Source organism: Mycobacterium sp. 1245801.1, assembly GCF_001673055.1.
In the GTDB taxonomy this organism is placed as follows: Bacteria; Actinomycetota; Actinomycetes; order Mycobacteriales; family Mycobacteriaceae; genus Mycobacterium; species Mycobacterium europaeum_A.
Genome location: NZ_LZKY01000215.1, coordinates 16,714 through 29,978, shown reverse-complemented (window position 1 = coordinate 29,978; position 13,265 = coordinate 16,714). Strand labels below are relative to the sequence as shown.

Sequence of the window (13,265 nt, the reverse complement as noted above, 5' to 3'; positions counted from 1 at the left end):
GCAACGGCAGCGCCACCGCGCCCGCCGCGCCGGCCATCGCGAAGCTGTCCGGGGCCAACTGCCACAGCTCGGCGGACAATTCGGCGGCGCCACCGCCGAGCCGACCCAGATAGTTGAAGCTGATGACGGGATCCGGATCATCCAGTGCCGCTTCGGGATTCAGATAGCGCAGCAGCCCGTAGGTCAAGCCGTCCGGCAGGGCGCGCAGTTGTTCCTTGGCGTCCTTGACCAGCCCACCCAGCGCCGCGTCCCCGCCGACGACCTGGCCCCAGGACAGCCCACCGACCCGCAGCGACACCGGGTACTTCGCGGTGAACCAGCCGACCGTGCGCGACAGGTCCACCTGCGGGCCCAGTTCCTCGTTGCGTCCGTGACCCTCCACGTCGATGGCGATCGGCGCGCCGGTGCCCACGAACTGGGTCCAGGCCAGTCCGAACGCGATCAACAGGATGTCTTGCACGCCGGCGTGGAACGCCGCGGGCACCTCGCTGAGCAGCAGCCGCGTGGTCTCGACGTCCAGCGACGCCGAGAACTGCCCGGCCGTCAGGTAGGTGTCCTCGGGCTGGGCCTGCGGCAACACCGCCGGCACGGCGGCCACCTGCCGCCACTCCTCCAGCCGCTCGACCACCTCGGGGCGCCGCGCGTACTCGTCCAGCAGCGACGACCACCGGGCGAACGAGGTCCCGCCCACCGGCAGGGCCACCGGCTGCCCGCTGTGGTGCTGCGCCCAGGCGATGTTGAGGTCCTCGATCAGGGTCCGCCACGACACGCCGTCCACCGCCAGGTGGTGGATGATCAACGCCAATTGGTTTGTCGCACTTGCCCATACGGCACGCACCAACACGCCGTCGGCCAGGTTCAGCCGCGACCGGGCGTCGACCAGCGCCGCCTCGGACAGCACATCGACCGACTCCACGCAGTCGCCGGCCTGGATCGAGCCCGCCTCGGGCACCTCGAGCGACCAGCCGCCGACGCCGTCGTCCTCGACGCGCAGCCGCAGCATCGCGTGCCGATCCAGCAGCGCCTGCACCACCACCGGCACGTCGTCGAAGGTGACCTCCGCGGGCGCCGCGAGCACCATGGTCTGGTTGAACTGCTCGACGGGGCCGTCCATGTCCTGCAGCCACCGCATGATCGGCGTGGCCACCACCGGCCCGAGCCCCTCGTCGACGACGTCGTCGTCGCCGCTGGCCACCGTGGCGACGCGCGCCAACCGGGCCACCGTCTGCTCGACGAAGACGTCGCGCGGGCGGCACACCACCCCGGCCGCCCGGGCGCGGGCCACCACCTGCATCGACAGGATGCTGTCGCCGCCGAGGTCGAAGAAGGAGTCGTCGACGCCGACGCGTTCCACGCCGAGCACCTGGGCGTAGATGCCGGCCAGGATCTCCTCGATCGCGCTCACCGGGGCGCGGTAGCGGTCGGCGTCGGAATATTCCGGCGCCGGCAGCGCGCGGGTGTCCAGCTTGCCGTTGACCGTCAGGGGCAGCGCCTCGAGCACCACCACCGCCGAGGGCACCATGTAGCTCGGCAACCGCTCGCCGAGCTGGGCGCGGACCTCGGCCGGGTCGGCCGTCCCGGTGATGTAGCCCACCAGCCGCTTGTCGCCGGGGCGGTCCTCGCGGGCGATCACCGCCGCGTGCTCGACCCCGGACAGCGAGGCGAGGGCGGCCTGGATTTCGCCGAGCTCGATGCGGTAGCCGCGGATCTTGACCTGCTCGTCGGCGCGGCCCATGTATTGCAGCTGACCGTCCGCGCCCCACCGGACCAGGTCACCGGTGCGATACATCCGCGCGCCGGGTGCCCCATACGGGCAGGCGACGAAGCGGGTGGCCGACAGCCCCGGCCGCCCGACGTAGCCGGTGGCCAGCCCGCCGCCGGCGACGTACAGCTCACCGACCACACCGACGGGCACCTGACGCAGCCAGCCGTCCAGCACGAAGAAGGCGAGGTTGGCCAGCGGCACCCCGATGGGGCTGACGTTGCTGTCGACGTCCCCGTCGACGATCTCCCGGAACGAGGCGTGCACCGTCGTCTCGGTGATGCCATACATATTGATCATCCGGGGCAGGCCGGGGTGGCGGTGCAGCCACGTCGACAACCGGTGCGGCTCGAGCGCCTCGCCACCGAAGACCACCGTCTGCAACTTCAGTTGCTCACCCAACTCGGGCGCCAACGCATCGGCGCTCTGCAGCGCATAGAACGCCGACGGCGTCTGACTGAGCACACTCACCTGCTCGCGAACCAACAACGCGTGCAAGTCCTCAGCCGAGCGCACCACGGCATCCGGCACGATCACCAGACGCCCGCCATACAGCAAGGACCCGAAGACTTCCCACACCGAGAAGTCAAACGCCAGCGAGTGACACTGCGTCCACACCTGGCCCAACCCGAGCTGAGCATCCAGTGTCTCCAGCAACAACGTCACGTTGTGGTGCGGGATGGCCACACCCTTGGGGGTTCCGGTGGTTCCCGAGGTGTAGATGATGTAGGCGATGTTCTCCGGGGCCGGCACCGGCAGGGCCGTCGTGGGCTTTCTGCCCACGGCGGGGTCGTCGATGTCGATGACCAGGCCGTCGAAGCCGTCCAGCTGTGGCCGCACCTCGGCGGTGGTCAGCGCGGCGATCGGCGCTGCGTCACCGAGCACGAACTCCAACCGCGCCGCCGGCACGCTCGGGTCGATCGGCACATACGCCGCCCCGGTCTTCAGGACGGCGAAGATCGCCATTACCGCTTCAGCCGAGCGTGGGATCACCACCGCGACCCGCTGACCCGGCCCGGCGCCCCGCTCGGAAAGCAAGTGCGCCAACCGGTTTGCCGACTCTTCGACCTCGCGATAGGTCCACGACCGCTCGTCGCAGGTGATCGCCACGGCGTCGGCGGCGCGGCCCACCTGGGCGGCGAACAACGCCGGAATGGACGCGGGTGCCCGCCGCCGCTGGGTCAGCATGGCTCGGTTGCCCCAGGCATCGAGCCGCTCGTGCTCGGCGGCGTCGAGCAGGTCGATCGACGAAAGCCGTTGCGCGGGATCGGCGGCCATCGCGGCCATCACCTGACGCAACCGGTCGATCAGTGTTTCGACGGCGGACGCATCGAACACCTCGGTGTCGTACTCGACGCGCAGGCTCAGCTCGTGCCCGGGCGTGGCCACCACGGAAAGCGGGTAGTGGTTGAACTCGCGGCTGCTGAACTCGGTGACCGCCAGCTCGTTGACGCCCAGCAGCGCACCGGCGTCGATCGGGTAGTTCTCGTAGAGGAACAGCGTGTCGAACAGTTGGTCGTGTCCGGTGACGCGATGAATCTCGTTGAGCGCCAAGTGTTCATGCTCGAGCGTTTCGGCGTGGGCGCGCTGCAGCTGCTCCAGCAGGTCGGCGACGGTGGTCGCGGCGGCGATATCGGCGCGCACCGGCACGGTGTTGATCAGCAAGCCGACCATGGCGTCCGCGCCGGCCAGTTCGGTGGGCCGGCCCGAGACCGCGGTGCCGAAAGCCACGTCGTGCTGGCCGGTCAGCCACGTCAACAGTTGCGCCCACGAGCCCTGCAGCACGGTGCTGACGGTGGTGCGGCTGGAGCGGGCCAGTTCGCTCAGCGCGCGGGTGGTGTCCGCCGAAACCGTGTAGGTGGCAACGGCGCGCCGGCCGATCTTGCCCGGCGGCGCCACCAGCGTGGGGGCTTCGAAGCCGGCGAGGGCCTCGCCCCAAGCCGCTTGGGCGCCAAGACGATCCTGCGCGGCCAGCCACATCAGGTAACTGCGGTACGACGGCGGCGCGGGCAGCCGCTCGCCGTAGTAGCCGGCGAACACTTCGCGCATCAGGACCGGCAGCGACCAGCCGTCGATGACGATGTGGTGAATGGTCAGCACGAACCGGTGCCGGTCGGGCGCGGTGCGGATCAACGCCGCCCGGAACGGGGACTCCCCGCCCAGATCGCAGACCGCGGTGCGCTCGGCCGCGGCCAGCTGCTCGACCTGCGCGTCGACATCGCCGCCGTCCAGCTCGATGTAGTTCCACGCCATCACCGGCTTGGCCGGGATGATCTGCACCGGCTCACCGAATTCGTCAATGAAGCGGGCCGCCAGGTTGGGGTGGCGGTTGACGACGGTCTGCACCGCCTCGCGAAGCCGTTGCGCGTCAAGGGAACCGCTTACGGTGATGGCGAGCTGCACCGCGTAGAGGTCTTCGAGTTCCTGCGCGAAGCTGGTGTGGAAGAGCAACCCCTGCTGGACGGGGCTGAGCGGCAACACGTCGGCGATCTGGTGCGCACGGCAGAGCTCGTCGATCTGCTGCTGATCCAGTCGGGCGGGGGCGATGTCGGACGGGGTCAACCCGCCACCACCGCCGCGCACGTGCGCGCAGATGCCGGTCAGCGCGTCAAACCACAACTGGCTCAACCGGTTTACCTGCTCGTCGGTCAGCGCCGACGGCGCCCACCTCCAGTTGGCGTGCAGGTGCGGGCCGGCCTCGGTGTCCATGGTGCCGGCGTTGAGTTCCACGGTGTGCGCCAACGGCATTGCCACCGCGGTGGCCACGGCCGCCGACGACAGGCTGTCCTCGCTGACGCGCCACAGGTCCTCGGAAAGGTCGGCTCCCGCGGCCAGCCGACCCAGGTAGTTGAACCCGATCACCGGGTCTGCGCCCTGCAGGTCGACGTCGTCATTCAGGTAGCGCAACAGTCCGTAGGTCAGGCCGTCGGGCAGGGCGCGCAGCTGCTCCTTGGCGTCCTTGATCACCGCACCCAGTGCGGCCTCACCGGCGACCACCTGCGACCACTTCAGCGGGCCGTTGATCTTCAGCGCCGCAGGGTATTTGGTGGTGAACCAGCCCACCGTGCGCGACAGGTCAACGCGTGAGGCCACCTCTTCGTGGCGGCCGTGCCCTTCGATGTCGATACCGATCGGCGCGGCCTCACCCAGGAATTCGGTGAACGCCAAGCCGAACGCGATCAACAGAATGTCTTGCACTCCAGCGTGAAATGCCGCGGGCACCTCTCCCAACAGCAGCCGGGTCGTGTCGACATCCAACGATGCCGACAACTGACCGGCCGTCGCGTAGGTGTCCCCGGGTCCGGCCGCAGGCAATGCCGCCGGCGTGGCTGCCACCTGCCGCCACGCGTCGGCCTGCGCGGCCACCGCCGGCGTCTGCGCGTAGTCGGCCAGCAGCGAAGACCAACGGGCGAAAGACGTTCCTGGCACCGGCAGTTCCACCGGTTGGCCGTTGTGATGCTGGGCCCAGGCGATGTTGAGGTCTTCGATCAGGGTCCGCCACGACACGCCGTCGACGGCAAGGTGGTGAATGACCAACGCCAATTGGTTTGTCGCGCTTGCCCATACCGCGCTCACCAGTATCCCGTCGGCGATGTTGAGCCGGCCGCGAGCCTCGACCAAGGCCGCGTCGGACAGCGCGTCGACCGCACGCACGCAGTCGCCGGCCTGCACCGACCCCGCCTCGGGCGCCTCGAGGGACCAGCCGCCGGCGCCGTCGTCCTGCACGCGTAGCCGCAACATGGGGTGGCGGTCGAGCAGCGCCTGCAGCACCGCCGTCACCTCGGCTTCGGTCACGCCGGCCGGTGCCGACAGCACCATGGTCTGGTTGAACTCGTCGATCGGGCCGTCGATGGTCTGCAGCCAGCGCATGATCGGGGTGGCCACCACGTGCCCGATCCCCTCGTCGACCGCGCCGAGCTCGCCGTCGGCGGCGACCTCGGACACCCGCGCCAGGCGGGCGACCGTCTGCTCCACGAAAATGTCGCGCGGGCGGCAGATCACGCCGGCCGCGCGGGCCCGCGACACCACCTGCATCGACAGGATGCTGTCGCCGCCGAGGTCGAAGAAGGAGTCGTCGACGCCGACGCGTTCCACGCCCAGCACCTGGGCGTAGATGTCGGCCAGGATCTCCTCGATGGCGTCGGCCGGGGCGCGATATTCACTCGCGGCGTACTCGGGCGAGGGCAGGGCGCGTTTGTCGAGCTTGCCGTTGCCGGTCAGCGGCAGGGTGTCCAACACCATCACCGCGGTCGGGACCATGTAGGGCGGAAGCTTGTCGGCCAACTGGGCGCGCAGCGCGGCCGGGTCGGCGGTGCCGGTGATGTAGCCGACCAGCCGCTTGTCGCCGGGGCGGTCCTCGCGGGCGATCACCGCGGCCTGGTCCACTCCGTCGAGGCCAGCCAACACGGCCTGGATCTCGCCGAGTTCGATGCGGTAGCCGCGGATCTTGACCTGCTCGTCGGCGCGGCCCAGGTACTGCAGCTGCCCGTCCGGACCCCAGCACACCAGGTCGCCGGTGCGGTACATCCGCGCGCCGGGACCGCCAAAGGGGTTGGCCACGAACCGCGTTGAGGTCAGCCCGGCCCGGCGTACATAGCCGTGTCCGACGCCGCGGCCCGCCAGGTACAGCTCGCCGACCACGCCGGCGGGCACCGGCTGCAGCCATTTGTCGAGCACGAACATCGCCGCGCCGGCTATCGGGGAGCCGATCGGCACCACCGAGGACCCGGCCGTCAACGGCTTGCTGATCGACGCGCACACCGTGGTCTCCGTCGGGCCGTACGCATCGAGCATCACGCGTCCGGGCGCCGCCCACCGATCGACCACGTCGGTCGGGCAGGCCTCACCGGCCACCACCAACGCGGTGGACTCCAGGTCGTCGGCCGGCAGCATCGCCACGGCCGACGGGGTCTGGGTCAGCACGCTGACTTTCTCCGCGACCAGCAGCGCGTGCAGATCCGCCGGGGAGGACGCCACCGATTCGGGCACGATCAGCAGCCGCCTGCCCCGCAGCAGCGCGCCGAAGATCTCCCAGACCGAGAAGTCGAAGGCCGCCGAGTGGCATTGGGTCCATACGTTGCCCTTGGGCAACCCGGCGTCGAGCGACTCGATCAGCCAGGTGACGTTGAGATGAGGAATCGCAACGCCTTTGGGGGTTCCGGTGGTTCCGGAGGTGTAAATGATGTACGCGGTGTTCTCCGGCGCCGGCAGCGGCAGCGCGGTGCCGGGCTGGCTGTCGACGACCGGGTCGTGGACGTCGACGACTAGGACGGCGTGGTCGTCGAGCCGCGAGCGCAGGTCCGCGGTGGTGATCACCGCGCTGGGCCCCGCGTCGGCGAGCACGAAATCCATCCGGGATGACGCGTGTGCCGGGTCGATCGGCACGTAGGCCGCGCCGGTCTTGAGCACCGCCAGCATCGAGACGATGGCGTCGGCGCAGCGGGGAAACATGACCGCGACGCAGTCCCCCGGCCCGATGCCATGACCGGCGAGCAGATGGCCCAACCGGTTGGAGGCTTCGTCGAGTTCGGCGAAGGTCAGGGCGCGGTCACCGAAGGTGACCGCAACCGCGTCGGGCGTGTTCTGCACGTGCTCGGCGAACGCCTGGGGGATCGATACGGGGTCGGGCACCGGCTCGTGCAGCGCCGGCCGGTTGCTCCACCCGTCGATGCGGGCGGGCTCGTCGGGGGTTAGCAGGTCGATCGACGACAGCGGCCGGTCCGGGTCGGCGGTCATCTCCTCGAGGATCTGCTGCAGCCGGCCGGCCAGGTCGGCGACGCCAAAGCTCGCGAACGGCTGGCCGGGGCCCGCCGTGCTGAGGAACAACTGGTCGCCGGCGCCGAGGAAGAAGAGGCCGAAGTGCCCGACCGGGCCGTGGTTGGTGTACGACGCGGTCGCCGGGGAGCCGGCGAGGTCCAGCGTCAGGCGGGACGGGATGAAGTTGATGCCGACCCGATTCGGGGCTTGCCGCAGCCCGTCACCCTCCAGGGTGTGCACCGGGAAACGCTGGTGCTGCAAAAGCTCGCGGATCCGCTTGTCGACGTGCTTGCAGAAGTCGGCGACGCTCGACTGGGGCTCGGTCGTCAGGACCAGCGGCACCACGCCGGCGAGCATCGCGGGAAGCGTCTTCGATTCGGGACGCACCCGCCGGCTGACCGGAAAGTCGAGCGCCACCTCCGAACCGCTGCCGGACCACCCGCGCACCAGCAGGGCGCATGCGGCGGTGGTCACCGAGAACCGGCGGATGGCCAGCTTCTTCGACAGCTCCTTGATCCGGTTGGCAACCGAGGGGTCCAGCTGCACCGAGGCCGACGGCGAGTAGTGGTCTTGCTCCCCGGTGGCGGTGGGCAGCCGGTCGACGGGCCCGCTCTCCGGCGGCAGGTGCTCGCTCCAGTAGGCCTTGTCTTCGGCGTAGTCGTCGGAGGCTTCGTAGCTCGACTCGAGGTCCACCAAATCCTGCGCCGACCCGAAGTAGGCGTCGGGGATCGGCTTGCCGGCCACCATCGCCGAATAGATGGTTGCCACGCGGCGGCAGACCAGGGCCATGCCCAGACCGTCGATGGCGATGTGGTGGCAGCAACCAAACAAATAGAATTCCTCGTGCCCTGTTTGAAAGAGCACGAACTTGAACAGCTGGCCGTTCAGCGCCATCGGTGTGCGCTGGATGGCGGAAGCCCTCTCGCGGGCTTCCTGTACCGGGTCGGACGCGTCCCTCAGGTCGTCGAGCGTCAGCTCGACATGCGGGTAGTCGACCGGTTTCTGCACCACCTGGCCGTCGACCTCGAAGAACGAGACCCTGCCCGGCTCGGCCTCGGCGACCGCCTGGGTGATTGCGCGTTCGAGGGCGTCGTGGTCGACGGTGCCGTCGATTTTGACCAGGAGACCGAGCTGCCATTGGGTGCCGGCGAACCCGGCTTCTTGGGACAACCAGATGTCAAGCTGACCGCGCGTTAGCGGAAGTGCCCGATCTTCCTCCATCGACTCCCCCAAGTCTCCGCCGCCCGCCCCATACCCCTGCTGCTTACTGCTCAAAACCCCGACCCGTTGCGAGCTTGTCGCGCAGGCTCTTCGGCCGAATGTCAGGCCAGTGCTGCTCGATGTACTCCAAACACGCAGCTCGGTCGGCTTCCCCGTGTACCACTCGCCAGCCAGCTGGAACATCGGCGAAGGCCGGCCACAAGCTGTGTTGCTCCTCGTCGTTCACCAAGACGAAAAAGCTGCCGTTGTCGTCGTCGAAGGGATTGATGCTCACAATTCTCCAGGATGCATAAGTGGACATGAGTGGAACAGGTCCAAACCATAGTTGAGCCCCAAAGTGCTCGTCCGTGGTTTGGACAAAGTTCCCGGTGTGGCCTAGCAGGCTGTTGACGCCGTCGAGTGCGTGGCGTGCGGTGGGGCCCCGATGCCCCTAAAAGCGTTGCAATGACCTGCTTCAATGGCGTGGACTGCGCGATATCGCTATTGGGGCAGGCACCTTCTTCAGGCCGATGAAGTTTTTGTGCTTAGCGCCACATAGCTTAGCCGAACCTGTGGGGCGCCGGAAAATCACCACGAGGCGAACGGCCCGGCTCCGCGTGGATCCTTGAACCATCTGTGCCAGTGACACGTACGGTGTGTTGTGCTTAGGTGGCGGTGCGACGGGCGGGAGTCCTCGGGCGGATTCGTGATCAGGGAGATGTCGTGCATACCCGATAGGCATTACGATCCCGCATCGCGTTGACAAAGCACTGATACGGAAGCGACTGCCGTGGTTTACTCATCAAGACCTGGTCGCGCTCCCCGAGGGCGGGACCCGCAAGAGGTGAAAGAAAAACGGCTGGTCGGCGGCGGGCCTGGCATTCGGAGCGCCGTCACCTGGGGCGATCGCGGCCGATGTGTAGTTGCATGGCCGGGGGCGAACACCGCGCGGGCGCGACGGTGCGGCTGAAGGGGGTGCAGTGGTCGAATCGGAGGTACGGGCCCGGCCCGACAACACCATCGCGGAAGGACGAGACATTAGCCAACGCGGTTTCCTGGGCTTTGGTCGTCGATCGTCAAAAGAACCCGAGCAGCAACGCGGCCCTGCCAAGGCTCGGCCGAGAACTAAAAGGGGACCCGGGCTTTTCGGTTTCCTGGGCCGGCTGTGGATCCCGCTGGTCATCGTGGCCGTCGTCATCGCCGGAGGCATGACCGTCTCGCGGCTGCATGGTGTCTTCGGCTCCGAGAAGCGCCCGACGTACGCCGAGTCCCGGCAGCAAGACACCAAGCCGTTCAATCCCAAGCACGTGAAGTACGAGGTTTTCGGACCCGCCGGCTCGATGGCCGACATCAGCTACTTCGACGCCAATGGCGAACCGAACCACATCAATGGCATCCCGCTGCCGTGGACTTTCGACATCTCGACGACGTTGCCGTCGATCGTGGGAAATGTGGTCGCGCAGGGCAATAGCGATAGTCTCGGCTGCCGCATCGTGGTCGACGGTGTCGTCAAAGCCGAGAGGATCTCGCACGAATTGAATGCCTTCACCTACTGCGTGTTGACGGCAACATGAGCGCGCCCCCATTGGAGACCCAGCCGGCCGCGCGACCACGGATCGCGCGGCTCATCCATCGTTTGTCGGTTCCCATCATCTTGGGCTGGCTGGCGGTCGCCGTCCTCATCAGCATCGGCGTTCCGTCGCTGGAGCAGGTCGAGGCGGAGAATGCGGTGTCGCTGAGCCCGTTGGGCGCGCCGTCGTTCAAGGCCATGGAACGCCTTGGCCAGGACTTCAAGGAAAGCAACTCCGGCGCCCTGGCGATGATCCTGCTGGAGGGCCAGCAGCAACTTGGCGACGACGCGCACAGGTATTACGACCGCCTGGTCAATCTGTTAGAAAACGATCACGCGCATGTGCAGCACGTCCAGAACTTCTGGGGCGACCCGCTGACCCGGGGCGCCGCGCAAAGCCAGGACGGCAAGGCCGCTTACGTCCAGGTGAACCTGAACGGTAACCAGGGTGCCGCCGCGGGTGACGAGTCCGTGGCCGCGATCCGGAAGATCGTGCAGGACGCTTCGCCACCACCTGGTCTGAAGGTCTATGTCACGGGCCCCGCGCCCATCGTCGCGGACATGAACATCGCGGGTCAAAAGACCGTCATGCTGGTGACGCTGGCCAGCCTTGCGGTGATCTTCTTGACCTTGTTGCTCGTCTATCGGTCGATCGTCACGGTCATTCTGCTGTTGTTGATCGTCGGCCTGGAACTGCAGATCGCGCGCGGGATGGTCGCGCTACTCGGTCATCTCGGGGTGGTCGGCCTCACCACGTTCGCCGTGAACCTGCTGGTAGCCGCCGTCATCGCGACGGGTACGGACTACGGCATCTTCTTCGTCGGTCGATATCAGGAGGCACGGCAGGCCGGTGAAACTCGCGAAGAGGCCTTCTATACGACGTTCAGCAGCGTCGCCAAGGTGGTGTTGGCCTCCGGCTTGACCATCGCCGGCGCGGTGCTCTGCCTCAGCTTCACCCGGCTGCCCTATTTCCAGCCGCTGGGCATTCCCTGTGCCGTCGGTATCTCGATCGCGGTCCTGGTCGCGATCACGCTGGGGCCGGCCCTCATCGCCGCCGGGGCGCGGTTCGGCCTGTTCGAGCCGCGGCGGGCGCTGTCGACCCGCAGATGGCGACGGATCGGCACGGCGATCGTCCGGTGGCCCGCGCCCATCCTCATCGCGTCCTTGGCCGTCGCGCTGATCGGGCTGTTGGCCCTGCCGAATTACCGACCCAGCTATGACGACCAGAAATTCATTCCGGCCAGCATCCCCGCCAACGTCGGGTACGCGGCCGCGGCCCGCCACTTCCCCGGTCAGCGCATGTCGATGCCCGAGATTCTGTTGATCGAGACCGATCACGATCTGCGCAATCCGACGGACATGCTGGTGATCAACAAGCTCGCCAAGGGCGTTCTGGCGGTTCCAGGAATTGCGACCGTTCAGACGGTAACCCGCCCCGAGGGAGTTCCGCTGCAGCACACCACGATTCCGTGGATCATCAGCATGGGCCAGGCGAGCCAGATGCAGAACATGGCCTTCCAAAAAGACCGCATGGACGACATGCTCACCCAGGCCAACGAGCTGGGGAAGATGATCGGCATCATGCAGCACATGCTGGACCTGATGAAAGAGCTCGTCGCCACGACGCACCACATGGTCAAGACGACGCACGAAATGCAGGACATCACATCGGATCTGCGGGATCGAGTGTCGGACTTCGAGGACTTCTGGCGCCCGATCCGCAGCTACTTCTACTGGGAAAAGCACTGCTACGACATCCCGATCTGCTTCTCGCTGCGATCCATTTTCGACGCGATCGACGGTGTTGACGAGATCAGCGACAAGCTGGGCGACCTGGTGAAGAACCTGGATCAGCTGGACGCGATCCTGCCGGAGCTAGTCATGCAGATTCCGCCGATGATCGAAACCATGTCAAGTATGCGCAACATGATGCTGACCATGCACAGCACCATGTCCGGCGTCATGGGCCAAATGGATTCCAGCTCAAAGGATCCCAGCGTCATGGGGCAGGCGTTTGACGCCTCCCGAAACGACGATTCCTTCTACCTGCCGCCCGGCATCATCAACGGCTCCGACTCCTTCAAGCGGGTCGAGAAGGTGTTCATGTCGCCGGACGGCAGGGACGTCCGCCTGCTCATCTCGCAGCGGGGTGACCCGGCGACCCCGGAGGGCCTCTCGCGGGTCGAACAGATCAAGACGGCGGCCGAGGAATCGCTCAAGGGCACTCCCCTGGAAAATGCCAAGATTTACCTGACCGGTACCGCGGCAATCACCAAAGATCTGGTGGACGGTTCCAAATTCGACCTGTTGATCGCCGGCGTAAGCGCGCTCTGCCTCATCTTCATCATCATGCTGATCATGACGCGAAGCTTTATCGCCGCCATGGTCATCGTCGGCACGGTGCTCCTCTCGCTCGGCGCGTCCTTCGGGCTGTCGGTGCTGGTATGGCAGTACTTGCTGCACATGCAGCTGCACTGGACCGTGCTTTCCACCTCCGTGATCGTGCTGTTGGCGGTGGGTTCCGACTACAACTTGCTATTGGTCTCCCGCATGAAGGAGGAACTAGGTGCCGGGATCCACACCGGCATCATCCGCGCGATGGGCGGTACCGGAAAGGTCGTGACGAACGCCGGCCTGGTGTTCGCGTTCACGATGGGATCGATGGTGGTCAGCGATCTACGCAGCATCGGGCAGACGGGTACGACGATCGGGCTGGGCTTGCTGTTCGACACGCTGATCGTGCGGGCGTTCATGACGCCTTCCGTCGCCGCCTTGCTGGGACGTTGGTTCTGGTGGCCACAGCTGGTGCGCCCCCGCCCGGCCAGCACGATGCTGCGGCACACCGGCCCGCGTCCGTTGGTGCGTTCACTGCTCCTGAAGCAGCCGCAATAGGTGGCGGCTTCCACTTCAGGATGGGAACAGCAACCGTGGGGAACACTGTGACACAGGGCAATAGCGTCGTCAGCCTGTCGAGGG

At 67.1% G+C, this 13,265-nt stretch carries 4 protein-coding genes; 2 read left to right on the top strand and 2 right to left on the bottom strand.

Translation table 11 applies throughout. The features are described 5' to 3' along the window. Positions 1 to 8,740: non-ribosomal peptide synthetase (locus A5622_RS13610; protein ID WP_066879045.1), on the bottom strand; the 8,740-nt coding region annotated here is incomplete at its 3' end. Between the two features lie 43 nt (positions 8,741 to 8,783). Then, on the bottom strand, positions 8,784 to 9,014 hold the full coding sequence (locus A5622_RS13605) for an MbtH family protein (RefSeq protein WP_066871596.1): 231 nt from the start codon (positions 9,012 to 9,014) through the stop codon (positions 8,784 to 8,786). 859 nt (positions 9,015 to 9,873) lie between these two features. On the opposite strand from A5622_RS13605, the gene A5622_RS13600 reads away from it, so the two are divergent. Both A5622_RS13600 and A5622_RS13595 read left to right on the top strand, forming a co-directional pair. Next, positions 9,874 to 10,293, top strand: a complete 420-nt coding sequence (locus A5622_RS13600) for an MmpS family protein (protein ID WP_066879053.1) — start codon at positions 9,874 to 9,876, stop codon at positions 10,291 to 10,293. After that, positions 10,290 to 13,181 (top strand): RND family transporter, encoded by a 2,892-nt coding sequence (locus tag A5622_RS13595; RefSeq protein ID WP_066871562.1) that lies wholly within the window; start codon positions 10,290 to 10,292, stop codon positions 13,179 to 13,181. Before A5622_RS13600 ends, A5622_RS13595 begins: the two co-directional genes overlap by 4 nt. The last annotated feature ends 84 nt before the right edge of the window (positions 13,182 to 13,265 follow it).